19 protein-coding genes are annotated in these 25,665 nt (G+C 70.6%); 15 read left to right on the forward strand and 4 right to left on the reverse strand.

The annotated features are described in order from the left end of the window. Positions 1–139: 139 nt before the first annotated feature. The 7 genes from H4N64_RS00005 to H4N64_RS00030 all read left to right on the forward strand — a co-directional run bounded on the left by H4N64_RS00005 (position 140) and on the right by H4N64_RS00030 (position 6,975). Positions 140–1,537: an L-serine ammonia-lyase gene (locus H4N64_RS00005; RefSeq protein WP_186279692.1), complete on the forward strand. Its 1,398-nt coding sequence runs from the start codon at positions 140–142 to the stop codon at positions 1,535–1,537. 12 nt (positions 1,538–1,549) lie between these two features. Then, on the forward strand, positions 1,550–2,407 hold the full coding sequence (fdhD, locus tag H4N64_RS00010; RefSeq protein ID WP_186279693.1) for a formate dehydrogenase accessory sulfurtransferase FdhD: 858 nt from the start codon (positions 1,550–1,552) through the stop codon (positions 2,405–2,407). 47 nt (positions 2,408–2,454) lie between these two features. Then, the gene (gene mshA, locus H4N64_RS00015) at positions 2,455–3,807 is read left to right on the forward strand and encodes a D-inositol-3-phosphate glycosyltransferase (RefSeq protein ID WP_336246616.1); all 1,353 of its coding nucleotides are present in this window, start codon (positions 2,455–2,457) and stop codon (positions 3,805–3,807) included. Positions 3,808–3,891: 84 nt separating this feature from the next. Further along, the gene (locus tag H4N64_RS00020) at positions 3,892–4,326 is read left to right on the forward strand and encodes a VOC family protein (RefSeq protein WP_186279694.1); all 435 of its coding nucleotides are present in this window, start codon (positions 3,892–3,894) and stop codon (positions 4,324–4,326) included. A gap of 158 nt (positions 4,327–4,484) precedes the next feature. Beyond that, positions 4,485–5,735, forward strand: coding sequence for a phytase (locus H4N64_RS00025; RefSeq protein WP_186280223.1), 1,251 nt, complete (start codon positions 4,485–4,487; stop codon positions 5,733–5,735). A 32-nt stretch (positions 5,736–5,767) separates the two neighbouring features. Beyond that, positions 5,768–6,142, forward strand: coding sequence for a hypothetical protein (locus H4N64_RS46270; protein ID WP_336246600.1), 375 nt, complete (start codon positions 5,768–5,770; stop codon positions 6,140–6,142). Positions 6,143–6,189: 47 nt separating this feature from the next. Continuing rightward, positions 6,190–6,975, forward strand: coding sequence for a thioesterase II family protein (locus H4N64_RS00030; protein WP_186279695.1), 786 nt, complete (start codon positions 6,190–6,192; stop codon positions 6,973–6,975). 123 nt (positions 6,976–7,098) lie between these two features. On the opposite strand, the gene H4N64_RS00035 is transcribed toward H4N64_RS00030, so the two are convergent. The 3 genes from H4N64_RS00035 to H4N64_RS00045 form a co-directional block, all read right to left on the reverse strand. After that, on the reverse strand, positions 7,099–7,890 hold the full coding sequence (locus tag H4N64_RS00035) for a leucyl/phenylalanyl-tRNA--protein transferase (RefSeq protein ID WP_336246601.1): 792 nt from the start codon (positions 7,888–7,890) through the stop codon (positions 7,099–7,101). Next, positions 7,887–11,171: an amino acid adenylation domain-containing protein gene (locus tag H4N64_RS00040; RefSeq protein WP_186279697.1), complete on the reverse strand. Its 3,285-nt coding sequence runs from the start codon at positions 11,169–11,171 to the stop codon at positions 7,887–7,889. The genes H4N64_RS00035 and H4N64_RS00040 overlap by 4 nt, the downstream gene beginning before the upstream one ends. A gap of 72 nt (positions 11,172–11,243) precedes the next feature. Beyond that, positions 11,244–14,420 (reverse strand): EAL domain-containing protein, encoded by a 3,177-nt coding sequence (locus H4N64_RS00045; protein ID WP_186279698.1) that lies wholly within the window; start codon positions 14,418–14,420, stop codon positions 11,244–11,246. A 245-nt stretch (positions 14,421–14,665) separates the two neighbouring features. Here H4N64_RS00045 and H4N64_RS00050 point away from each other — a divergent pair, with 245 nt between their 5' ends. After that, positions 14,666–15,856, forward strand: coding sequence for an MFS transporter (locus tag H4N64_RS00050; protein ID WP_186279699.1), 1,191 nt, complete (start codon positions 14,666–14,668; stop codon positions 15,854–15,856). Between the two features lie 280 nt (positions 15,857–16,136). On the opposite strand, the gene H4N64_RS00055 is transcribed toward H4N64_RS00050, so the two are convergent. Continuing rightward, the gene (locus H4N64_RS00055) at positions 16,137–16,961 is read right to left on the reverse strand and encodes a TetR/AcrR family transcriptional regulator (RefSeq protein WP_186279700.1); all 825 of its coding nucleotides are present in this window, start codon (positions 16,959–16,961) and stop codon (positions 16,137–16,139) included. Between the two features lie 254 nt (positions 16,962–17,215). Between H4N64_RS00055 and H4N64_RS00060 the strand changes: the two genes are divergently transcribed. The 7 genes from H4N64_RS00060 (at position 17,216) to H4N64_RS00090 (ending at position 25,601) form a co-directional block, all read left to right on the forward strand. Continuing rightward, complete coding sequence (locus H4N64_RS00060; protein WP_336246602.1) at positions 17,216–18,436, forward strand: DegT/DnrJ/EryC1/StrS family aminotransferase; 1,221 nt, start codon at positions 17,216–17,218, stop codon at positions 18,434–18,436. Further along, on the forward strand, positions 18,436–19,470 hold the full coding sequence (locus tag H4N64_RS00065; RefSeq protein ID WP_186279702.1) for an LCP family protein: 1,035 nt from the start codon (positions 18,436–18,438) through the stop codon (positions 19,468–19,470). Before H4N64_RS00060 ends, H4N64_RS00065 begins: the two co-directional genes overlap by 1 nt. A 24-nt stretch (positions 19,471–19,494) precedes the next feature. Continuing rightward, complete coding sequence (locus H4N64_RS00070; RefSeq protein WP_186279703.1) at positions 19,495–21,030, forward strand: lipopolysaccharide biosynthesis protein; 1,536 nt, start codon at positions 19,495–19,497, stop codon at positions 21,028–21,030. Then, on the forward strand, positions 21,027–22,247 hold the full coding sequence (locus tag H4N64_RS00075) for a glycosyltransferase family protein (protein WP_186279704.1): 1,221 nt from the start codon (positions 21,027–21,029) through the stop codon (positions 22,245–22,247). Before H4N64_RS00070 ends, H4N64_RS00075 begins: the two co-directional genes overlap by 4 nt. A 62-nt stretch (positions 22,248–22,309) precedes the next feature. After that, on the forward strand, positions 22,310–23,350 hold the full coding sequence (locus tag H4N64_RS00080; protein ID WP_186279705.1) for a glycosyltransferase family 2 protein: 1,041 nt from the start codon (positions 22,310–22,312) through the stop codon (positions 23,348–23,350). Continuing rightward, the gene (locus H4N64_RS00085; RefSeq protein WP_186279706.1) at positions 23,347–24,351 is read left to right on the forward strand and encodes an NAD-dependent epimerase/dehydratase family protein; all 1,005 of its coding nucleotides are present in this window, start codon (positions 23,347–23,349) and stop codon (positions 24,349–24,351) included. Before H4N64_RS00080 ends, H4N64_RS00085 begins: the two co-directional genes overlap by 4 nt. Further along, positions 24,348–25,601: a nucleotide sugar dehydrogenase gene (locus H4N64_RS00090; RefSeq protein ID WP_186279707.1), complete on the forward strand. Its 1,254-nt coding sequence runs from the start codon at positions 24,348–24,350 to the stop codon at positions 25,599–25,601. Before H4N64_RS00085 ends, H4N64_RS00090 begins: the two co-directional genes overlap by 4 nt. Positions 25,602–25,665 lie beyond the last annotated feature (64 nt).

The raw sequence follows: 25,665 nt of genomic DNA on the forward strand, positions 1-25,665 counted from the left end.
GTACGACGTCGAGGCTCTGAAGGCCCGTGTGAAGGCGCTGGCCGACAAGCACCCGCTGTACCCCGGCCTGTAACCGACACCCTCCCGCGGGGCGTGCCGTGACCGCTCGGCATGCCCCTCCAATCCCACGGAGTATGGCGTGGCAATCAGCGTCTTCGACCTGTTCTCCATAGGCATCGGCCCGTCCAGCTCGCACACCGTCGGCCCGATGCGCGCCGCCGGCATGTTCGTCGCCCGGCTGAAGCAGGACGGCGTACTCGCCCAGACCGCCGCCGTACGGGCGGAGTTGTTCGGCTCGCTCGGCGCCACCGGCCACGGTCATGGCACTCCCAAGGCGGTGCTGCTCGGCCTTGAGGGCTACGAGCCGCACACGGTCGACGTCGCCCAGGCCGACCTGGACGTCGAGCGGATCCGCAGCACCGGCCGCATCCGCCTCCTCGGTGCCGAGATCGGCCCGGCCCACGAGATTGCCTTCGACGCCTCGACCCAGCTGGTCCTGCACCGCAGGCGGTCACTGCCCTACCACGCCAACGGCATGATCCTCTTCGCGTACGACACCGACGGCGTACCGCTGCTGGAGAAGACGTACTACTCCGTGGGCGGTGGCTTCGTGGTCGACGAGGCTGTGTTTGATCAAGACGTGGTCGGCGCGGACCGGATCAAGCCGGATGACACGGTGCCGGCCCACCCGTTCAGCACGGGCGACGAACTGCTGCGCCTGACCAAGGAGACGGGCCTGTCCATCTCCGCGCTGACGCTGGAGAACGAGAAGGCCTGGCGCACCGAGGAGGAGATCCGCGCGGGCCTGCTGGAGATCTGGCGGGTGATGGCGGCCTGTGTCGCCCGGGGGCTGGGCCGCGAGGGCATCCTCCCCGGTGGTCTGAAGGTCCGTCGGCGGGCCGCGGCGGCGGCCCGGGCGCTGCGCAGTGAGGGCGACCCGGCGGGCCGCGCCATGGAATGGGTCACCCTTTACGCGATGGCCGTGAACGAGGAGAACGCCGCGGGCGGCCGGGTCGTCACCGCCCCGACCAACGGCGCGGCCGGGATCATCCCCGCCGTCCTGCACTACTTCCTCGACTTCGTGCCGGGCGCCGACGAGGACGGCATCGTCCGCTTCCTTCTCGCGGCGGGTGCCATCGGTCTGCTCTTCAAGGAGAACGCGTCCATCTCCGGCGCCGAGGTCGGCTGCCAGGGCGAGGTCGGCTCGGCCTGCTCGATGGCCGCGGGAGGGCTCGCCGAAGTCCTCGGCGGCAGCCCCGAACAGGTGGAGAACGCCGCCGAGATCGGCATGGAGCACAACCTCGGCCTGACCTGCGACCCGGTGGGCGGTCTCGTCCAGATCCCCTGCATCGAGCGCAACGGCATGGCCGCGGTCAAGGCCGTCACCGCCGCCCGGATGGCCCTGCGCGGCGACGGCCGTCACCACGTCTCCCTGGACAAGGTCATCAAGACCATGAAGGAGACGGGCGCCGACATGAAGGTCAAGTACAAGGAGACCGCCCGCGGTGGCCTCGCCGTCAACGTCATCGAGTGCTGAGGAACCAAGGCCATGGGACGGGTCACCGAGCGACGAAGGGTGCTGCGGATCCGCGAGGGTGGGGCGAGCAGTCGCCCGGACACCCTGGTCGGGGAGGAGCCGCTGGAGATCCGGCTGAACGGCAAGCCGCTGGCGATCACCATGCGCACACCCGGGGACGACTTCGCGCTCGCCGCCGGATTCCTGGTGAGCGAGGGCGTCCTGAGCCGGGCCGGGGACGTGGCGAACATCGTGTACTGCGCCGGGGCCACCCAGGACGGCTCGAACACCTACAACGTCGTCGACGTGCGACTCGCCCCCGGCGTACCGCTGCCCGACATCACGCTGGAGCGGAACGTGTACACCACGTCGTCCTGCGGCCTGTGCGGTAAGGCGAGCCTGGACGCCGTACGGACCACGGCACCGTGGCCGATCGCCGACACGCCCCCGGTCCGGGTCACCCCGGAGCTGCTGGCCGCACTGCCGGACCAACTGCGGGCCGCGCAGCAGGTGTTCGACCGCACCGGCGGTCTGCACGCCGCAGGGCTGTTCTCGCCCGAGGGCGAACTGCTCGACCTGCGCGAGGACGTCGGCCGGCACAACGCCGTTGACAAGCTGATCGGCCGTGCGCTGCGGAACGGCCAACTACCGCTGTCCCGCACCATTCTGCTGGTGTCCGGGCGGGCGTCCTTCGAGCTGGCGCAGAAGGCCGTCATGGCGGGGATCCCGCTGCTGGCGGCGGTCTCGGCACCGTCCTCCCTCGCCGTGGACCTGGCGACGGAGACCGGGCTCACGCTCGTCGGCTTTCTGCGCGGCGGCTCCATGAACGTGTACGCGGGCGAGCAGCGCATCGACCTGCGGGCCGGGGCAACGGCAGGAGTCGGTACGTGACCGGGCTCAAGGGCTTCCAGAGCAGCCGTGGCCACGGCACCACCCTCGTGGGTCCGCCCCGGTCGCGGCCACCCGGCACCCACGGCCGCCCCCGGCGCGTCGCGATGCTCAGCGTGCACACCTCACCGCTGCACCAGCCCGGAACCGGCGACGCGGGCGGAATGAACGTCTACGTCGTCGAACTCGCCAGGCGCCTCGCCGCCATCGACATCGAGGTCGAGATCTTCACCCGGGCCACGTCCGCGGCACTCCCGCCCAGCGTCGAACTCGCGCCCGGCGTTCTGGTCCGGCACGTGGACGCCGGCCCGTACGAGGGTCTGGCCAAGGAGGATCTCCCGGCCCAGCTCTGCGCCTTCGCGCACGGAGTGACGCAGACCTGGGCCGGCCAACACCCCGGCCACTACGACCTGGTCCACTCCCACTACTGGCTCTCCGGCCACGTCGGCCGGCTGGCCGCCGGGCGCTGGGGCGTCCCGCTGGTCCACGCCATGCACACCATGGCCAAGGTCAAGAACGCCAACCTGGCCGACGGCGACACCCCAGAGCCCCCCGCCCGCGTGCTCGGCGAGACCCAAGTCGTACGGGCCGCCGACCGGTTGATAGCCAACACGGAGAAGGAAGCCGACGAACTGGTCCGCCACTACGACGCCGACACCGGCCACGTCGCCGTCGTTCACCCCGGAGTCGACCTGGAGCGCTTCCGCCCCGACGCCCGCGGTGTCCAGGCCGGACGCGCCGCGGCACGATCCCGGCTCGGGCTCCCGCAAGATGCGCTGATCCCCCTGTTCGTGGGCCGCATACAGCCGTTGAAGGCACCGGACGTCATGCTGCGCGCGGTGGCCCGGCTGCTGGAGCAGCGGCCGTGGCTGCGGGAGCGGCTCGTGGCGCCCGTCGTGGGCGGGCCCAGCGGCAGCGGCCTGGCCGAGCCGGAGGGGCTGCAGAAGCTGGCGGCCCGCCTCGGGATCTCGGACGTCGTGCTGTTCCGGCCGCCGGTCGGCCAGGAGCGGCTCGCCGACTGGTACCGGGCGGCGTCCGTCCTGGTCATGCCGTCCCACAGCGAGTCCTTCGGCCTGGTGGCCGTCGAGGCCCAGGCCTGTGGCACACCGGTGATCGCGGCACAGGTCGGCGGCCTGCCGGTGGCCGTACGGGACGGGGTGAGCGGTGTTCTCGTACCCGGGCACGATCCGGCGGACTACGCGCGGGCACTGTACGGCTTCGCCGACGACCCGGAACGCTCCGCCCGGATGAGCGAGGCCGCGGTGCGGCATGCCCGGTCCTTCGGCTGGGACACGGCAGCGGCGGCGACGGCGGACGTGTACTCGGCGGCCCTGTCGCACGCGAGGGCAGCAACCTGGCAGCGACGCGCAAACCGCTCGACGGGTCGGCGGCCGTCTGCCTAGGGTGATCGTTGCGGCATCGCGTGCCGGTCACCGGCCGGGTGAGGCATGGAGGTGCCGCGGAGATTGCCTCTGGAGGCATTCGCCTTGTCAGTCGAGTTCAACCACACCGTTATCGCCTGCCGGGACCGCGAGGAGTCGGCCCGTTTCCTCGCCGGGATCCTCGGCCTCGAAGCCGGCGAACCCGCCGAGCCGTTCCTGCCCGTCGAGACCGCCAACGGCGTCACACTGGACTTCGCGACCGTCGGCCACGACGTCCCGACCCAGCACTACGCCTTCCTCGTCTCCGAGGAGGAGTTCGACCAGATCCTCGCCCGGCTCGTCGCGGCGCGGGTCCCCATCCAGGCCGACCCGCACGGCAAGCACCCGGGCCGGATCAACCGCAACGACGGCGGCCGGGGCGTGTACTTCCCGGATCCGTCCGGACACGGCATGGAGGTCCTCACCCGCCCCTACGGCTCCGATCCCACCTCGGAGCTGAACGGGGTGACCGAAGAGGTGCCCGGCGCGACCGTGAAGTGAGGGCGTCGTATGTAGTGTTCATGCCAGATCCATTTCTCGGCAAGCGACGGACGCCCACCCGTCACACGCGCCGTACAGGCTGCGAGACGCATCCGATCATGAGCCGAAGGAGCGTCCGCGTGCCCGAGTCCCGTAACCGCCGACCGCACGTCTTCCTGATGACGGCCACGCTGGTGGCACTCGCCGTGACGCTGCCCGCCCAGGCGCAGGCGTCGTCCGACCTGCCCGCGCTCACCGCCCGGGCCGAGACGGCGGCGCTCTACGACGACGAGGCGGGCGGCAACTCCGACGCGGACGACCCGGCGATCTGGCGCAACTCCGCCGAGCCGGACCGCAGCCTGGTCGTCGCCACGGCCAAGGAAGGCGGACTTCGGGTCTACGACCTCGACGCGCGCGAGATCCAGTCCGTGCCCGCCCCGGCAGGACCCACGCCCGACGACGCCCCCGGCCGCTTCAACAACGTCGACCTGGTGCAGGGCCTGAAGCTGTCCACCGGCCGCGCCGACCTCGCCGTCACCAGCGACCGGCTGCGCTTCTACCGCATCGACCGCGACCGCGTCGGCGGCCCGCTCACCGACGTCACCGACCCGGCAGCGGCGCCCGTGTTCTCCGCCGACCAGGAGGAGATCAACGACCAGCGCACCGCGTACGGCCTCGCCACCTGGACCGACCGCGCCACGGGCCGCTCGTACGCGCTGGTCAGCCGCCGCGAGACCACCAGCGTCGCCCTCCTCGAACTGCTCCCCACCCGCTCCGGCACCGTCGGCTACCGCAAGATCCGCACCATCGACCTGCCCTCGTCCTTCCGCCTGCCCGACGGCACGTCCTGGAGCCCCTGCCTGGAACCCGGTGAACTGCCCCAGGTGGAGGGCATGGTGGTCGACCCCGCGAACGGCGCCCTCTACGCCGGCCAGGAGGACGTCGGCATCTGGCGTCTGAACGCCGACCTCAGCGGCACGCCCCGGCTGATCGACAAGGTCCGCGAGTACGGCGTCCCCGGCACCTACGACGAGGCCACCGAGGAGTGCACCCCCGGCGCCGACCCGGGCTACGGCGGCACCCGTATCTCCGCCGACGTCGAGGGCCTGACCCTGATCCCCGAGGCCGACGGCGACGGCTACCTCCTCGCCTCCAGCCAGGGCGACAACACCTTCGCCGCGTACGACCGCGAGCTGGAGGACGACAACGAGTACGAGGGCGGCTTCCGGGTCACGGCCGCCTCCGCGACCCTCGACGGCTCCGAGGAGTGCGACGGAGCGGCGGCCGTCAACGCCCCGCTCGGCCGCCGCTATCCCAACGGCCTGCTCGTCGTCCAGGACGGCGACGAGACCCCGCAGTCCGAGGACCGTAGCGCGACGGGCTTCAAGTTCGTGGACCTCGCGGATGTGATGGACGCCCTGGAGGACTGACGGTGCGGGGGCGCTCGGGCTGATCTCGACGCATGAAGTCCGAGCGCCCCCTGGCCCGGACCTCTACTGACCGGGCCCCCTCCCATCCGTGGACCCTGTCGCTATGGGTCCCCGCCTGGGCCGAGGGAGCCACGACGTGGCTGACGGATCCGGACGGGAGGCGTCTCGCGGTCGCCCCGGGCACCGTGCAGCGCGGGCCGGTGGTGTACTGCGCCGAGTCCGTGGACCTGCCGGACGGCCATGACGTCGATGCCGTGCGGGTCGAGGCTTCGGCGCGACCGGTGGAGGGTGCGGGCGATACGGGAGGTGGCCGATCAGGGCGACGGGAGCTGGCCGTTTCGTCCGCTCGGCGCCCCCGGCGGTCCGACGGTGGCAAAGGGTTCTGTGGTGGTCGGTACGGCTCGTAAGCTGCGGACTGTCGTGTCGTGGAGCGAACGCGGAGGTACAGCCCGTCATGTCGGCAGCATCCGGTCCGTACGACACCTGGTTCCGCCGGTACGAGCCGGCCTCGCCCGGTGCCATGAAGCTCGTCGTGCTGCCGCACGCCGGTGGTTCCGCGCCCTACTTCCTGCCGCTGGCCCGTGCGCTCGCGCCGGAGTTGGACGTGCTGTGCGTCCAGTACCCGGGTCGTCTCGACCGGTACCGCGAGCCCGCCGTCACCGAGCTGCGGGATCTCGTCGACCAGGTGTACAGGGTGCTCGTCTCGGCGCCGGTGGGGCCCGTGGTGCTCTTCGGGCACAGCATGGGCGCCGTCGTCGCCTACGAGATCGCCCGCCGACTGGAGGAATCCGGCGGGGGCCGACTGCTGGGCGTCATCGCCTCCGGGCGGCGCGCCCCGCACCGTCACCGCGAGGAGACCGTCCACCTCCGGGACGACGACGGCATCATCGCCGAGATCCGGGGGCTGAGCGGCACCGACGCCGGCGCCCTGGCCGACGAGGACCTGCTGCGCATGGCGCTGCCCGCCCTGCGTGCCGACTACCGGGCAGTGGAGACCTACCGGGCGACACCCGGCGCCGCCCCGCTGAGCGCGCCCGTCACCGTGCTGACCGGCGAGAGCGACCCGCGGGTGAGCCCGGACGACGCGCGCGCCTGGGAGGAGGTGACGAGCGGGACCTTCCGCCTGCGGTCCTTCCCCGGCGGCCACTTCTACCTCAATGACCGCCAGGCGGAGGTGACCGCGGCGATCCGGGAGAGCGTCGACGCCTTCCGCTCCGCCGCCGCGCCGACCTCGCCCTGAGGGATCACTTCCCGCGCGCAAGGGCGGGTCTGTTGCGGCAGCTGACCAAACGCGTGCTGGAGTCCGCTCTCGAAGGCAGCGCCCGTTCCGCGTTGCCGCCTGGAGCGGCGTCTCCGCGACGGCTCAGCGGCGCGATCCCGTCGGCGGGGCGAGGCGGTGGGCGGGCAAGGTGGCGGTGGGCATCGGGAGGTTGTCGTGTGCGGTGCGGCGGAGGTGTCGCACATACTGCTCCCGCGGTACGAGAATGCCGCCCAGGTCGCGGACGTGCGGACTGTCCCGCTGTGCGTCGAGCAGCTCGCCGCCTACCTGCGCGAAGCGCGCCGCGAGGTCGGTCACCGCGACCTTCGAGGCACCGGGACGGTGGAAGAACATCGAGTCCATGCTGAAGACCGATCCGACCCGCAGGCCGAAGACGCCGCCGACCAGATCGCCGTCCTCCCACACCTCGACGCTGTGAGCATGACCCATCTCGTGCAGGCGGACCAGGCTCGCGATCAGCTCGTCGGTGAGCCACAGGGGGACGCGGCCGGCACGGCATTCGCGGACGACCCCCTCGAACCGGCGGTCCAGACTGGTCGACCACGGCAGCCGGTTGCGAAGCCGCCGGGCGAGGTCCCGGCTGAGGTGCGTGGCCGAGACGGGCAGCACCGGCCTGGGGTCGGGTGACCACCAGGAGACGGCGTAGGGATCGGCCGATTCCTCGCCCATCAGCCGGATGCGGCCCTCCTGGACCTGATCGGCGAAGACCACCTCGTTGAGGGCGCGGGAGTACTCGTCGGACGCGGGGAACGGATAGACCCCGGCGCGGTACGCCGCCAGGAGGCCGGCGGGACTGAGGTCGGCGCCGAAGGCCACCGGACCGTCGGGCGGCCCTTCCAGCACGTCCAGCGCCTCCCAGCAAGGGCATCGGCTCACCACCGCGCCGCCCCTTGACCTTGGCTCTTCACGGGCCGGACGGCATCGGCCTGTTGGAGGAAGTCGATGTAGCGGTCCATCATCTTCGCGTCCACCGGCGGAATGTCGATCCCGGCGTTCACCAGCGCCCGTTCGGCGTTGCCGCGGGTGAACTCCGTGAAAACGTCCTGGAAGTACATCTCGCTCACGGTGATGTCGGCGCGCGCACACCGGTCGACGAAGAGCGGGACGAACGGGGTGATCGGGTCGGTGGGGTGCCCGGCCGCGTACTTCACCAGAGCGGCGATCCACTCGGCGTACGGGATCTCCTGAACCGGGTAACCCCGTCGGCGCAGGCGTTCGGCGAGCGAATTCAGCAGCGTGGGCCGGGGGTTGGTGAGGTGGTAGACCTCGCCGTGAGCGGGCCGGCGGGTGGAGATGTGTCCGATGGCGCGGGCGAGGTGGTCGGCGGGCAGGAAATCCAGCGGCAGCCGGACGTCGGGGCACAGCCCGGTCCGCGCGATGAAGTCGAAGAGGGCGGCCAGCTCGCTGCTGGTGTTCATCACGCCGGTCCCGCTGCTGCCCGTGATGTCCATCAGGCGGTAGACGGCGACCGGCAGGCCCGCGTCGGACGCCTTCCTCAGCAGGGCCTCGGCGACCCATTTGGTCTCCACGTAGCCCACGGACAGATACTCGGGGAAGCGCAGCGGCGTGTTCTCCGTCACCTTGCGCACCCCGGCCGGCCCGAATCCGGCGAGCACCGCCATGGTGGAGGTGAAGTGGACGGGGACGGCCCGGCCGGCGGCGAGGCGGATGATCTCGTATGTTCCGCCGACGTTGGCCGCGCGCAACTCGTGGTACGGGTAGATGAAGTTGACCTGGCCGCCGAAGTGGTAGATGGCGTCGATGGTCGATCCCAGCTCCTCGAACCGGCTTGGGGACAGCCCCAGTTCGGGCTTGCCCAGGTCGCCGATGACCGGCTGGACGCGCCCGTTGGGCAGATCGCTGAGGACGTACCGCTGGTGGCTCGCGCGGATCCGCTCCATGCCGTGCTGGTCGTCGGAGGCCCTGACCAGGCAGAGGATCCGCCCCGTCGTCCTGCGCAGCAGCTCGTCGATCATGTGCGCGCCGCAGAACCCCGTCGCCCCGGTGAGGAGGACGTCGCCGGGACGACGGGGACGTCCTCCCGGCGACGGCGCGGCTGTGCCCACTGCCGGAACGCGCCGGTCGGTCTCGGCGGCGAAGTCGACGCTCCCGCCGTCCGGGTGGGCCAGTGTGCCCGCACGTGCCTGGCGTACGGCCTCGGCGAACGCGGCAAGCGTCGGATACCGCAGCAGCGAACGGGTCAGGTCGCGGATCTGTGTGACGCCGATGCCGAACACGACGCGGGTCCGGGCGAGCATCTCCATGGCCAGCAGCGAGTTGCCGCCCAGCTCGAAGAAGTCGTCGTGCGGACGGACGTAGTCCACATCCAGGATCTGGCCCCACAACTGGGCCATCCCCTGCGGCACCGGACGGTCGTCGGCGCCGGTGGCCGTCGGCGCCGCGGTCACGGGTTCCGGCAGGGCCCTGCGGTCGAGCTTCCCGCCGGGCGTGACGGGCAGCCGCTCCACCGCGTGGAAGGCCGCCGGGATCATGTAGCCCGGCAGGACCTCGGCGAGTGCCGACCGCAGCCGTGCGTGCAGCACCGCCTCGCCGCTGGTCGGCGGCGAGGTCGGCGTGAAGTACGCGACGAGGTCCCGGTCGCCGCCGGCGCGCGTCCGGGCCACCACCATCGCCTGGCCGATCTGCGGGTGGGAGGCGAGCGCGGCCTCGACCTCGGCCGGGTCGACCCGGAACCCGCGGATCTTCATCTGGTCGTCGGCCCGGCCCAGGACTTCCAGGTTGCCGTCCGAGCGCCGACGGCCCAGATCCCCGGTGCGATACATCCGGTCCCCCGGCGCCGAGCCGTACGGGTCGGGCAGGAACTGCTGTGCGGTCACGGTGGGTTGCCCCCAGATACCGCGCGCCAGCCCCGGGCCGCCGATGTAGATCTCGCCGCGCTCGCCCGGCGGCACCGGGCGCAGTTCGGCGTCGAGCACGTGGAGGTGATTCCCCTCCAGGGGTCTGCCGATCGGGGCGACGGCGGTGTCCGGCGCGGCGAGCACTTCCTCGTTGAGGTCGCAGAGCGTGGAGGTGATGGTGGTCTCGGTGAGCCCGTAGGCGTTGACGAGCCGCGCGCCGGTGATCCGGCGCAGAATGGCACGGCAGTCCTTCGCGGTGATGATCTCGCCGCCGACGATGACGAGTCTCAGCGACGCGAGGCTCTCGTCGCGGTCCGGGACGGAGACGATCTGATGCCAGTAGGCGGGGGTCAGGTCGGCGACGGTGATCCCGTGCTCCGGGAGGCGGTGCAGCAGCTCGGTGGGCGCCCACGTACGCGTTCCCGCGAGGACGAGTGTCGCCCCGCTGATCAGCGGGGCGAAGATCTGCTCCACCGAAGCGTCGAAGCCGAGCGCCGCGGCATGCAGTACCCGGTCGCCGGGCGTCAGTTCGTATGCCCGGGCCACCGCGGTGAGAGAGTGTGCAAGCGACCGGTGGGTGATCATCACTCCCTTGGGAGGTCCGGTGGATCCGGAGGTGTAGATCACGTAGGCGAGGTCGTCCGGCCGGGGGGCAGGGGTCGGCCGCGGTCTCTCCGGCACCGCCTGCGTGGCCGGTGCCCCGGCGTGGACGATCCGCGCCTCGCACCCGGCGAACATCGGGGCGTGCTCGCGGCTTGAGACGATGAGGCGTGAACCGGTCTCCTCGACCAGTCCGGCCAAGCGTTGCCGTGGAGTCGCCGGGTCGAGGGGCAGGAACGCGCCGCCCGAGCTCAGCACCGCCAGCAGCGCGACGACCAGCTCGGGCACACGGTCCAGGCACACAGGGACGACGGACTCCGCGTCGACACCCGACTCCCGCAGCCGGTGGGCAAGCCGGTCCGCGCGGCCGGTCAGTTCTGCGTAGCTGAGGCGGCCCTCGTCCGAGAGCACCGCGAGAGCGGACGGCGCACGCCGCGCCCGCTCCCGGACCAGCTCGGGCACGGTGTCCCGCCCGGGCGCCGGGGACCGCCCCTCGGCGCGGGCACTCGCGGGCCGCATGTCGGTCCACAGACGGTCGACCAGGCTCCCGCACCACCCGGCGGACGCCGGTACGCCGATCCGACGCCACCCGGCAGGAATCCGGCGGTCGGCGGGCCAGATCGCGTACTGCTCCTCGTCGTTGCGCAGCACGACGCACGGTGCAGCCGACTCTGCCGACAGGTGATCACGTTCCGTCACCTCGGGCCTCCTGCCTCGCGCGGCGTCCTGCGGAGCACGATCTGCGGCCCTCGCGGGAACGGGGCGCCGCCATCACCGCGTCCCGTCTCCGGGCGTCACAGGCAATCCGGCCAGGCGGCCGAGCGGCGGCGCGAGGACGAGCTGCTCCGCCTCCTCGGCGCTGACCGGCTCGGCGAAGAGGTACCCCTGGCCGAACGGGCAGCCCATGGAGATCAGCAGCTCCTGCTGCCTCACGTTCTCCACTCCTTCGGCGATCACCGTCAGACCGAGAGTGTCCGCGAGATGCGTGATGCCCTCGACCAGAGCGTACTGTTCGGACGAGCGCCCGAGTCCGTCGACGAACGACTTGTCGATCTTGAGTATCGAGATCGGGAACTCACGCAGATAACTCAGCGACGAGTAGCCCGTCCCGAAATCGTCGATCGCGATACGGATCCCGAGGTCGGTGAGCGAACTCATCTCGGCCAGGACGCGTTCGTCGTTGTACAGCAGCACACTCTCGGTCAGTTCCAGTACGAGCGACGACGGTTCGATGCCGGAGATCTCCAGAGCGCGCCGGATCACGTCGTAGAAATCCTCATCCCGGAACTGACGCGGCGACACGTTCACGCTGACGTAAGGTGCGTTGCAGTCGGCCGTCCCGCCGCGCAGCACGGAGTCCTCCCACCGGACCGCCTCGCCCGCGGCTTGGTCAAGCACCCAGGCGCCGAGCGGGACGATTTGCCCGCTCTCCTCGGCCAGCGTGATGAACTGCTCCGGCAGCACCATGCCGCGCGTGGAGTGGGGCCAGCGAACGAGCGCCTCGAAGCCGGCGATCCGCCCGCTGGTCAGCTCCACGATGGGCTGGTAAAGCACCATGAACGACGTCTCGATCGACGAACTGTCCAGGCCCTCCTGCAACTTGGCACGCTCGGCCATGCCGCGCTGCAGATCAGGGTGGTAGCGGCGCCACTGGCGCTTGCCCGCCGTCTTCGCCGCGTACAGCGCGAGATCGGCGTGCGTCAGCAGTTCGACCGCGTCGATGCTGTCCTCCGTCGTCGCGACGCCGACGCTGGCGTACGTGCTCACCGGCCCCACACTGAGCCGGAACGGCTCGGCGAACACGGTCATCACGTGTTCGGTGAACCGCTCCACGCCCGCCGACGCGACGGAACCCTCCACCAGCAGCGCGAACTCGTCGCCGCCGATGCGCGCGGCGGTGTCGGAGGCACGGACGGTGGTCTGCAGCCGGAGTGACAGCGCGACCAGGAGTTCGTCGCCCACACCGTGGCCGTGTATGTCGTTGACGACCTTGAAATCGTCCACGTCGACAAAGAGTACGCCGACCACCGTGCCCTCGCGCTGAGCCTGCGTCAGGGCGTGGTTGACCCGCTCCTGGAAGAGCACGCGGTTGGCCAGGCCGGTGAGGGAGTCGTGGAACGCCTGGTGGGTGAGTTCGCGTTCGAGCTTGCGTTGTTCGGTCACGTCCCGCAGGGTGAGCACCACCCCGCCGACGGTCGCCTCCTCGCGCAGGTCGCTCCACCTCACCTCGACCTCGATGGTCGCCCGGTCGGCGCGGACCATGCGCCACACCTCGCGCCTGCTCTGGTTCTCGCCGCTGCGCATCCGGCCGAGCGCCTCGATCACCGCGCGGCTGTTCTGCGGCGGCACCAGATCGATGAGATGGGCGCCCTCCAGGTCCGGAACGCCGAGCACCTGGCCGGCGGAGGGGCTGGCGTATCGGACCCGGTCGTCGTCGTCGAGGATCAGGATCACATCGGAGGCATTCTGCACCAGTGTGCGGAAGTACATCTCGCTGTTGCGCTGGTTGACCTCCTGGGCGAGCGCGACCCGTGCCACGGCAAGTGCCGTCTGCGCGGCGAGAGTCGCCAGCGTGTCGCGGAGCACGAACAGGTCCTGCTCGTCCCCGGCCACGAGCAACACCCCGATCAGCGGATCGCCCGAGGGGGAATCCTGCAAGGTGAGCGGGCAGACGAGCGCGTGGCCGGTGCGGGACGGCTCCTCGTCCGGGCCCGTGAGGCAGGCGGCGAGGTCGGGGCCCACATCGTCGAGGGCCACCAGGCGGTTCTCGCCGGACGCGGTCAGTTCCCGTACGGCTGCGGTCACCCGCTCGGACACGGGCTCGCGCATGCCACCGTGCGCCCCGTTCACCCAGAGCGTGTTGTCCGGCATGGTGAGCAGCGCGGAAGATGGTGGGCCGTGCGGCATCAGCTCCGTCACCGCGGAGTGGACGGCGGCGGCCACACCCCGCAGATCGCCCGTTCCGCCCAGCGACGACACCGCGATGCGCAGCACTTTCTCCCGGCCGACCGCCTGCCGGTGGGTCGCCGCCACGCCCGCCAGACGGTAGAGCACCAGGACGAAGAGCACCGCGGAGAACACCCCGATGACGCCGGCGTTGACACTCACGCCGCGCACAGCCTCGATCAGGAGGATGGTCGGCGCGATCAGCGACGCCAGGGTGAGCAGACTCAGCCGGCCCATATGGGCCTCGGCGCGCCATGCCACCGGCTGGGTCACCGACCCCATGGACGGATCGAGCGCGGCAGCCGCCCAGGCGCCGTAGAGGACGGCCCAGCCGAGATCGACCGCGGTACCCGTGCGCCACGTCCCGTTCAGCTGTATCAGGCCGTAAGCCACGTCGGCGGTGAGCAGGCCTAAGGTGCCCACGGTGAGCAGCATGAGCGAGCGGCTCTTGCCGCCACGGCCGACGAGCAGGCGCACCAGCATCGCCAGGACGAGGATGTCGCCGAGCGGATAGGCGATGGCGAACGCCTTCTGCACCCAGGTGAGATCCTCGGCATGGGCGAACGGGTCGATGAGGAAGAGCCAGGACAGCAGTGCCAGGCCGACTGTCAGCGTCAGCGCGTCGACGAAGCTCGCGCGGTCGCGCCCACTCGTGCGCCAGCGGACGAAGCTCAGCAGCCCGGCCGCATAGAGCGGATATGCCGTGAGATAGAAGCCGTCTGCGATCGACGGAAACGGGTTCTGCTCATAGAACTGGAGGAGGGTGATCTGGGCGGCCTGACCCGCGGCGAATGCGAAGTTTCCCGCGGCGAGCAACAGCCAGGGGAGTCGATGCGCGGGGTGGTTGAGGTGGATACCCAGGACAATACCGATGACGCCGGTCGCTCCAATGGCGACGAAGATCAGCCGCTGTTCCGGAAATAAGTAGTAGAACGCGGTCAGCACGACGATGCACGCGCTGACGGCGACCATCGCGGCCTGGCTTCGCAGTCGCGCGTTCATCCCAAACCAACCTCCCGGGAGGGTCATTTGTCGGGCGATGCGAGCTGGGCGAACGGCCGGTGTCCGGCGACGTGTCTTCCATCAAGTTAGCTCGGCTCGCTATTTCCCGCACGTGCAGGGAGAGATAACGCGGTGCGTCGCGGGATACCGCGCGATGCGTGAAAATGGGGACGTGCAATTGGGGGACGCGGAAACCGGACCGGATCAGCCATCGACGACCGGCTCCTGACGGAGCGTGGAGTCCCATGCTCTCCGATTACCGCCGGATCTTCTCTCCTGCAGGCAGTCTGCTCTTCTCCACCGCGGGCTTCGTATCACGCCTTCCGCAGTCGATGATCGGCGTCGGCATCGTCACCATGCTGTCGCAGCTCGGCGGTGAGTACCGGCTCGCCGGCTCGGTCTCCGCCACGCAGGCGCTCGCCGCCGCGGCGATCGGACCGCAGATCTCCCGACTGGTCGACCGCCATGGCCAGCGCCGGGTCGTCCTCCCTGCGACGGCCGTGACGGTCGCCGCCATCTGTGCGCTGCTGCTGTGCGCCCGGTACGCCGCCCCGGACTGGACGCTGTACGTCGCGGCGGCGGTAGCGGGCTGCATGCCCAGCATGGGCGCGCTCGTCAGGTCCCGCTGGGCCGAGCTTCACCGGGCGGCACCGAAGCTGCTGCACACCGCGTACTCGCTGGAGTCGGTGCTCGACGAGGTGGTCTACGTCGTCGGCCCGGCCCTGGCGATCACCCTGTCGACCGGCTTCTTCGCCGAGGCGGGACCGCTGGCGGCCGCGGTCCTGCTCGGAGCCGGCGTTTCGCTGTTCGCCGCCCAGCGGCGTACGGAACCGCCGGTGCGCCCCGGGCCGCAACGCGCCGGGGGCTCCGCGCTGTGCATCCCGGGACTCGGCCTGTTGGTGCTGGCGCTGACGTCGGTGGGCGCGTCGTACGGCTCGGTGGAGGTCGCCACGGTGGCGTACGCCGGCGCACACCACCACAAGGCTCTCTCCGGCCTGCTGCTGGGCGTGTACGCGCTCGGCTCGGGCCTGGCGGGCGCGGTCTTCGGTGCGATGAGGCCGCGGGGGGCGATCACGCGGCGGTTGCTGATCAGCGTCTGGGTGATGGCGGTCACGACGGCGCCGCTGTTGTTCGCGCCGAGTCTCGCGGTGCTGGCGGTGGTGCTCTTCGTGGCGGGCATGTCCGTCGCGCCGACCCTGATCACCACGATGGGGCTGGTGGGCCACCTGGCGCCGGCGGCCCAGCTCACCGAGAGCATCACCTGGGTCGTCTCGGGCCTCTCCCTCGGAGTGGCGCTGGGCTACGCCGCGTCGGGGTGGTTGATCGACGCGGCTGGGGCCTCGGCGGGCTACTGGGTGCCGTGCGCCGCGGCCCTGCTCGCCGCCTCGACGGTCTCCCTCGCCCTGCCACGGCTGACCCGCGCCGACGCGTGGTGAATGATCGTGCCGCATCCCGTGGAGGCGGACCTGTGGCTGACCCGGCCGCCGTGGCCCCTCAGAGCCTGTGTCACATCCCCGGCCGGGCGCCCGCCGCCTGGCGCGCACGCTCGCCGGGCTCCGCCACGAGGGCGCTCCGGCGCCTTGCGATCGCACGCTCCCCCACGCTCGAACGGCTTCGCCGACTCGCGCGGGGGCACCCCCCATCGCCGCCGCGCGCTGATCCGGCCGGGGATGTGACACAGGCTCTCAGTCCTGGGTGTCACTGATGGGCGGCTTGTCAGGGCCGGTCCTGGTTCTGCAGGGGTTCCCGCTGCTCCTCCGCGCGGATGAAACGGTCGAGCAGCGCGTCGAGACCGACGGTCAGGCCCTCCGATCCGCCCTGCTCGGCGAGGGTGCCGGCGGCTTCTCGGAGCCTGGGCAGCTCCTGGGGCGGCATGCGGTGCAGTCCGAGACGGAACGCGGGATCCGGTTCGTCGGGGTTGTCCACCATGGCCTGCAGTTCCACGGACACATAGCCGAGGACCCACCCGGTGAAGGCGCGGAAGACGGCGGCGGAACGGGCCTTGTCGAGCCCGGCCCCCTGGAGCAGGGCCAGCACCCGCTCGTGATGCCTCAGGACAGCCAGCGGTCGGCGGGCCAGCGGAACCGCCAGCATGCGTGTGGAGAGCAGCGGCATGACCTGGGGGTGGGCCAGACAGACCTCGTACGTCGCCCGCGCGATCCGGTGGAGTTCGGCGCGCCATGCGGGAGCGTGCGCCTGGGCGCCGGTCCGGGCCTGAGCCTCGGCCTCGGCCGCAATCGTGCCGGGACCCGCGACCAGATGTTCCTCCAGTTCGAGGTACAGGGCTTCGACCAGGCCGTCCAGGAGCGCGTCCTTGCTCGCCGCGTACCGGTAGAGCGCCATCGCTTCCACGCCGAGCTCGGCGCCCAGCCGGCGCATGCTCAGCGCAGACAGGCCCTCGTGGTCCACCAGCTCCAGGGCGCTGGCCAGCACCCGCTCCCGGCTCAGACGGCCGTAGTGGCCACGGTCGCTGGCGCGCCGCGCGGGGCGGGCTCCGGGGCCCTCGTCCATCTCCCGCGCCTTCGGCTGGTCCTTGGCCATGCTTCGCCTCCGGCTGGTCGGCCCGCGTCCTGTCCGCTCGTGTTGACTCTATGCACTTCCGGGAGGAAAGTGTACGTATACGGCGTAAATATACGCCATCCGTGTGCGGCGGTCCGCACGTTCGGCCATGCGTCGTCTGCGGAGGCGTCGTCATTTCTCCGGGGAGTGACAAGAAGGGCGAGCAGGAAATGACAGTCCACCGGCTCCGGCCCCGACACGAACAAGCCCCCAGGGTCCGGTCGGCCCTGAACGGCGTGCCACTCGCTGACGCCCTCACCACGGACCGCGCGGGGGAGCCTGAACTCCCCTTCGCCGTGACCCGGATCAGTCCGGAGGCTCAGAGGGCGGCGCAGCGGGTGCTCGCCTCGGGATGGGTGACGACCGGACCGGAGACGGTGCTCTTCGAGCGGGAGTTCGCGGCTCATGTCGGGGCCGCGCACGCCGTCGCCGTGAGTTCCTGCACGGCGGCGCTCGAACTGGCGCTGCGTGCCCTGCGGGTCCCGCTCGGCGGAAGGGTCCTGATCCCGACCGTGACCTTCTGCGGCGCGGCCCAGGCGATCCTGCACGCCGGGCTGCGGCCGGTGCTGGTCGACGTCGATCCGCACACCGCGATGCCGACCCCGGCCACCGTCGCCCGGGCGGCCAGGGTGTGCGGCTGCCCCCACGCGATGATGGTCCTGCACTACGCCGGGGCCCCCGCACCGGTCGCCGAGCTGGCGGAAGCCGCGCGACTGCCGCTGACGCACGTCGTCGAGGACGCCGCCCACGCCGTGGGCACGTCGGTGGACGACCGACCCGTGGGAAGCCTGTCGAGAGCGACCTGCTTCAGCTTCTACGCCACCAAGAACCTGCCCATCGGCGAGGGCGGCATGGTGACGACGGACGACCCGGTCCTCGCCGAACGGATCCGTCGTGCGCGGCACCACGGGATGTCCGCCGACGCCTGGCGACGGAACCTGCCCGGCGGCGGTTGGCGATACACCGTCGAGGAGGCGGGCCTCAAGGCCGGCATGACGGATGTACAGGCCGCCATCGGGCGGGCGCAACTCCGTCACCTCGATGACTGGCAGCAGCGGCGGCACGCCGTGGCCCGACAGTACGCGGCACGCCTTCAGTCCCTTCCCGGGGTGCAACCGCTGGAGGTCACAACCCGCGGCCGGCACGCCCATCACCTGTACGTGGTGCGCGTGCTGGAGGAGCAGTACGGGATCGGCCGCGACCAAATCATCGAACGGCTGGGGGAGCGCGGCATCGGTGCCTCGGTCCACTTCATCCCCCTGCACCACATGCCCTACTTCCAGCGTGCGGCGATCACTCCGCCCGGTGGCCTGCCGGGAGCCGACGCGCTCTTCCCCCAACTGCTGTCCCTGCCCCTGCACCCCTTCCTCACCGAGCGGGCGGTCGACCGGATCTGCGGAGAGCTGACGGCTCGGCCCCATGCCGCATCGGCCCGTCGGCAGACGGAGGGAATGTGATGTCCACGCGCCGGTGGCCCCAGTGGACGCCGAGGCGGGCTCTCGGGACGGACACCCGGCCACGCCGTCGGTGGCTGCGCCGTCTGCTGATATGCCTGGTCGTCGCCGTGCTCGCGCTGCTCGGGCTCGGCGCCGGCAGTGTCTGGTGGGCCACCGATCACTACGGCGACCAGGTCACCCGCATACCCGACGCTTTTCCCGACGGCCCACGGCCCGAGACCAGCGACGGCACCACTTTCCTGCTGGCCGGTCTCGACAGCCGCTCCCCGAAGCCGACCACCGGAGACGGCGCCGCAGCCGACCTGTGGAAGTTCGGCGCCCAGCGCAGCGACACGCTGATGCTGGTGCATCTCGCTCCGGGGGAGCGCGAGTCGTACACGGTGTCGATACCACGCGACAGCTGGGTGCCCATCCCCGGACACGGAACCGCGAAGATCAACGCCGCGTTCTCCTGGGGAGGCCCCTCACTCCTCGTCCAGACGGTCGAGGAGCTCACCGCGGTCAGGATCGATCATTTCGCCGTCATCGACTGGCACGGCTTCAGGTCCCTCACCGACGCGGTCGGCGGTGTGCCGATCACCGTCCACGAGAGTTCCTACGACCCGGAGCAGCAAAAGCACTTCAAGGCGGGCACCCACACCATGAGCGGCCAGGAGGCGCTCTCCTACGTGCGCCAGCGCCACGGTCTGCCCGGCGGGGAGCTGGACCGGATCAAGCGGCAGCAGGAGTTCCTGCGCAGCCTCGTCGGCCAGATCCGCGACGACGCGAGTATCACCAGCCCGCTGAAGGTCGACCGGATGCTCGACGCGATCACCGGCACCGTGAGCGTCGATGACCAGCTGTCCAACAGCGACCTGCGTGACCTCGTGCTCGGTCTGCGCCATCTGGGCTCCGCGGACGCCCACTTCACCACCGCGCCGATCATCAGGTCGGACCTGATCGACGGCCAGTACGTCCTGATCCTCGACCGGGACGGCTTGCGGAAGCTGTGCCGCGGGATCGAGACGGGACAGCCGCCCAGCACCGGGAAGTGAGGCAGGCAAGTGCGCCACTGGGACATGGCCGGCATACGCGGCACAGCGGCCGACACCCCGGCCCGGAGTCTCTTCTCCGGCATGGGCTTCAGCGCACTGGCTCAGATGGCACCCCTGCTCACCAACCTGGCGCTCACGCCCTACCTGATCCATCAGCTGGGGCTCGACAGGTTCGGTGTATGGGCACTGATCCTGGTCTTCCTGACCACCCTCACGGTGCTGGACGGTGGAGTCGGCGCGTCCCTGGCGCGCTTCTACGCCTACCACGGCGCCCGAGGCGACCGGGAAGGCACCGGGCGGCTGGTCGTCGGCTCGCTGGTGCTCTTCCTCGGACTGGGCGCGCTCGTCACCGGGCTCACCGTGCTGACCGGTCCCGCCCTCGTGTCCGCTCTGGACGTACCACCGCGACTGGCGCGAGAAGCTCAGCAGCTGTTGCTGGCCCTCGGCCCTCTCCTCGCCCTGGCCCTGGCCTCCAACTCCGCGATCGCGCTGCTGCAGGCGAACGCCCGCTTCCGCAGCCTGGCGGCTGTCAGCGGGGGATCGTGTCTGACGTACGCCGTCGCCGTTGTGATCGTCGTCGACCGCGGGCAGGACCTGCCGCTGCTCGCGGTGCTGACCACCATCAGGTACCTGCTGGTGGTGGTCGGTGGCTTCTGGGCAGGGGCACGGCACATCCGTATCGGGCGACCGCTGCTGCCCCGACCGACCGAGCGACGCGACTTCGCCGGATACGCCTCCCGTATGCAGTTGTCGGGCTTCACCGTCTTCCTCAACGGGGAGATCGACGCGCTGGTGATCGCCGCACTGCTGCCGGTGCGCTACGTGGGTGTCTACGCCGCCGGGTACCAGGCGGCGACCGCCCTCCGCAGCCTGCCGCTCTATGCCTTCCCTCCGATCCTCACCCGGATGACGCACGTCTATGCCGCGCGGGGGCTCGCCGGAGCGGTGCGGGAGTTCCATGTCCTGCAGTCCCGCTGGCTGCCGGCGGTTCTCACGTACGGGGCGGTGACGACCACCGCGGTGGGCCTGGCGGTCCAGGTGTGGCTGGGCACCGAGCTGGCCCTGAGCGGAGCGGTGGCCGCGGTCCTGCTGGCCGGATACGCCGTGCAGGTGGCATTCACCGGCATGCGTACCTGCTTTGTCCGAGCGGTCGGCCGCCCTGGGCTCGAGACCCGCTACTCCTGGTGTTCGACGGCGGTGAACCTCGCACTCACGGTGCCACTGACCCTGCTGTTCGGCGTTGTCGGAGTCGTCCTCGCCACCTCGATCGGCATCATGACGGGCTCCCTGTACTTCGTCGTCCTGTGCCGACGGCTGGCCCATCTGAGGGAGCAGCGCCTGCCGAAACGCTGGCTGCCGGCGACCGGGCTGGCGGTGATCACGGCCGGTCTCGGGGAGCTACTGGTGCTGAGGCTGGGGTGGCACGGCGCGCTGCCCCTGCTGCTGGCCGGACTCCCGGTGCTCGTCGGCCTCGGCGCCGCGTGGCCGTTGCTCGCCCGCGAGCTCACACGAGGTCCCCGTACGGCGCCGCACATGCCCGTGAAGGAGAAGACGTCATGACCCCGACAGCCTCGGAAAGGACCGGCGACACGCGGTCCAAGCGTGTCCTGATCGTCGCTCAGCTCGACGGCTACGCGAACAGCGTCAAGCCGCTGGCCATCGAGCGGTTCCTGCGGGAGCAGGGTCACGACGTGCACCTGGTGGACACCTGCTGCCTGGCGCGTGCGTCCAACACCCGCAGCTCCCTCGGGCGGATGCTCCCGGGGTCCCCGCGCCCCGGCAAGCTGGCGCTGTACGCGAATGACGTCGCGTCCAAGGTGCTCACCCGACGGTGGGGCTTCGGGCGACGTCACCTCTCGTACTACGTGCTGCTGACGGATCACCATCTGCGTCGGCGCATTCTCAGAGCCGATCTGGCACTTGACGACTTCGACCTCGTCATCTGCGAGACCCCCTATGACGCGGGTCTGCTGACGACAGCTACGTCGGCCGAGACTCTCTACGACTGCCCCAACCCGTGGGCCGACGAGGTACTCCACGAGGGCCGGCTCACCGGACGACAGCACAGGAAGTTCCGCCGCTGGGAAAAGGACTTCCTCGATAAAATGGCGTACCTGTCGTTCTCCTGGGAGACCTACGGCCGCTATGCCAAGGCCCGGTACGGGATCAGCGGGGACAACTTCCTTCAGCTCAACTGGGGTTGTACGCCCTCGGCCGACCGGGCGCGGTTCGCCCGGCCGCCGCGTGTGGTCTACCTCGGTTCGCTCAGTGGGCAGTTCATCAACCTCCCCCTGCTCGCACGGCTGTGTCGGCTGTATCCGCACATCGACGTGTACGGCGGCCCTCCGCCGGACCCGTCCCTCGGGCTCCCCTACCGTGGCTACACGGCTCCCGAGGTCCTGAGCGAGTACCAGTTCGGCCTGATCACCTGCACGCGGGACCCGATCCGCGAAGAGGGCTTCTCCGCCAAGCATCTGCACTACCTGGCGTACGGGCTCCCCGTCCTGGTCCCGGCGTGGCGGCGCCACCTCGACCTGTTGCGTGGATCGGTGCCCTATACCGAGGAGGACTTCACCACCGCCATCGACACGTTGAGCCATGAGGAACGGTGGCGTGCGGTCGCCGACGAGGCGTACGAACAGGCTCGGCAGCTGGACTGGAACCGGACCCTGGAGCCGCTTCGGCGGTTGCTGGACGGATCGCTCCGGCGGCCCGGGCCCGAAACCTCGTCGCCGGTGCCTCACGAGTCGTCCGGCCGGACGGGGGGTGCGCGATGACGGATGATCGCTTCCTGCGCCCACGCCGCGACCAGGATCAGACGTGCCCACCGGCCGCCGGCATGAGCAAGGCGCCCGGGCGTCCGGCGGCCGTCGACGTCGTGATCGTCAACTGGAACACCGGACGCCACCTCGGCAACTGTCTGCACTCCATCGCCCGAGCCGACCAGTCATCGCTCCGCGTCAGCGAGGTGGTGGTCGTCGACAACGCGTCGAGTGACGGCTCCGACCGCGGCCTTCATGTCCCCGGACTTCCGCTGCGGGTGGTGCGGAACACGGTCAACCGAGGCTTCGCTTCCGCCTGCAACCAGGGAGCGGCACTCGGCGACGCCGACTTGCTGCTCTTCCTGAACCCGGACACCGAGTTGTATCCCGACACCTTGCGGGTCGTCGGTGAGTTTCTGCGGACACCGGGCGCGGAGAGCTTCGGGATCTTCGGGGCACGCATGGTGGACGAGCACGGGCGCTCGCGGATCTCCTGTTCGAGGTTCCCCAGCCCGCGCATCTACCTCGGCAGGATGACAGGGCTCGACCGGCTGGTGCCCGCTCTCTTCCCGCCCCATCACCTGCGACCGGAGGAGTTGCCCCACTCGGGCCCTGTCGACCAGGTCATCGGTGCTTTCTTCCTGGTACGTCGGCCCCTGTTCACGGCATTGAACGGCTTCGACGAGCGCTACTTCCTGTATCTGGAAGAAGTCGACTTCGCCTTGCGGGCAAGTCGGCTGAAGTGGCCCTCGTTCCACATCGGCGAAGCACGGGTCTATCACGCCGAGGAAGTGAGTTCCGCCCAACTCGGGCCGTGGCGACAGTATCTGGTGCTGTGCAGTCGCACCCGTTACATGTTCCAGCACTGGACGAAGCCCCAGGCGTGGCTGCTGACCGGCCTGAGTCTGGCCGTGGAACCGGCCGCACGGCTGGTGGGGGCGGCGCTGCGTGGACAACGCCCGGAACTGCGGGCCACGCTCGCCGTCTACTGGGAGTTCTTGCGCTGGCTGTGCAGCGGCCGCCGACGGAGCCCGCCCCTGCCCAAAACCGTGCCGGCAAGACAGAGCGCGGAGCCGCCACACGTGTCTGTGGTGCGAGGAAGGAAGCGATCGACATGAGGATGCTCATCACCGGCGGCGCGGGGTTCATCGGCTCGCACCTGGTCGACCACCTGCTCGCCCTGGGCCATGACGTGGTGGTGCTCGACGACTTCAGCACCGGCTCGCCGGCGAACCTCGTTCACGTGGCCGACGCCGTGACCGCGGTGCGGGGTTCGATCCTCGACGAGGCCACGGTGGAGCGGGTGACGAAAGGCTGCGACACCGTCTTCCATCTGGCCGCCGCGGTCGGCGTGCACACCGTCGTGGACCGGCCGCTGGAGTCACTGCGCATGAATCTGCTGGGCACCGGGACCGTGCTGGAGGCCGCCCGGCGCCACGGGGCGCGGCTGCTGCTCGCCTCCTCGTCCGAGGTGTACGGCAAGAACGCCAAGGACAGCCTCAACGAGGACGACGACCGCGTCCTCGGCTCACCGCTCAAGAGCCGCTGGGCATACGCCGCGGCCAAGGGGCTCGACGAGCTGATGGCGTACTGCTACTGGCGTGAGCACGGCCTGCGGGCCGTCATGGTGCGGCCGTTCAATGTCGTCGGTCCCCGGCAGACCGGTCGCTACGGCATGGTCGTACCGACCCTCGTCGGGCAGGCGCTGGCCGGCCTGCCGCTCACCGTCCACGGCGACGGCACCCAGCGGCGGTGCTTCTGCGCGGTCGGCGACATCGTCCCCGCACTGGTGGCTCTGGCGATGGAAGACCGCGCGTACGGCCGTGTGTTCAACCTCGGCGGTACGGAGGAGGTGTCCGTCCGAGAGCTCGCCGACCGTGTCCTGCGCGTCACCGGGTCGGACAGCCCGGTCGTCCACATCCCGTACGAGCATGCCTACGGTCCCGGCTTCGAGGACATGGCGCGCCGGATGCCCGACACGACCAGGGCACGCGAACTGATCGGATTCCGGCCGCGGACGGGCCTCGACGAAATGATCGCGGCAGTGGCGGCCGACCGGGGCGGACGCGTCCGCGACGCCGTGGGCGCCGTGGGCGCCATGCACAAGGAGTCCAGATGACAGACCTCGCCGTGATCGGGCTCGGCTACGTCGGGCTGCCGCTGGCCCGGGAGTCGGCCGCGGTCGGACTGCACGTGGCCGGGTACGACGTGAACCACCGGGTGGTGGCGGGACTCAACGCGGGCCGGTCGCACGTGGACGACGTGTCCGACGCCGATGTGCGGGCCATGCTCGCCGCCGGTTTCACCGCCACCGATGAACCGTCTGTGCTGGGCACCGCGCAGGTGGTGGTGATCTGTGTACCGACGCCGCTCCATGCCGACGGCAGCCCGGACCTCGCGCCGGTCCGTCGGGCCACCGGTACGCTCGCTCCGTACGTCGGCCGGGGCATGCTCGTGGTGCTGGAGTCGACGACGTACCCGGGCACCACCGACGAGGTGGTCTGCCCGATCCTGGAGCAGGCCACGGGGCTGACCGCCGGGCCGGATTTCCACCTGGCCTTCTCCCCTGAGCGGATCGACCCGGGCAACAAGGGCTTCGGGCTGCGCAACACACCCAAGGTGGTGGGCGGTCTCACGCCCGGCTGCGCCCAGGCCGCCGCCGCGTTCTACGGCAAGATCTGCGACAGCGTGGTGGTGGCCAAGGGAACCCGTGAGGCGGAGATGGCCAAGCTGCTCGAGAACACCTACCGGAACGTCAACATCGCGCTGGTGAACGAACTCGTCATGGTCGCCCACGATCTGGACGTCGACCTGTGGGACGCGATCGCGTGCGCGGCCACGAAACCGTTCGGCTTCCAGTCCTTCCACCCGGGGCCGGGCGTCGGAGGGCACTGCATCCCCGTCGACCCGAACTACCTGATCCACCAGGCCCGCACGGTCGGCAGCGCGGTGCGGCTGGTCGAACTGGCACAGGAGATCAACCGCGGGATGCCCGCGTACGTGGTCCGGCGCGCCGCCGAAGTGCTGTGCGGCATCGGCAAGCCGCTCAAGGGCGCCACCGTCCTGCTGGCCGGAGTGACATACAAAGCGGACGTCTCTGACTTGCGCGAGACGCCGGCACGCCCGATCGTACGGGGGCTGCGAGCCGAGTCGGCTGACCTCGTCTACCACGATCCGTACGTGGATCGGTTCACCGTGGACGGCGAGCCGGTGTGCCGGGCGGCGAACATCGTTCAGGCCGCGGCGGCGGCCGACCTGACCATCCTCCTGCAGACCCACACGGCGTACGACCTGGACGCCATAGTGGCCGCCGCGCCGCTCACCCTGGACGCACGGGGCTACACCCGCTCGGGCGCCGAATTGCTGTAGCCCGGCCCCGAAAAGAGCGCACCTCGCAAAAACAGAGTCCTTGTCCGTGATATGTCAAGTCTGG

The sequence above is a fragment of the Streptomyces cupreus genome (assembly GCF_014257025.1).
Taxonomy (GTDB): domain Bacteria; phylum Actinomycetota; class Actinomycetes; order Streptomycetales; family Streptomycetaceae; genus Streptomyces; species Streptomyces cupreus.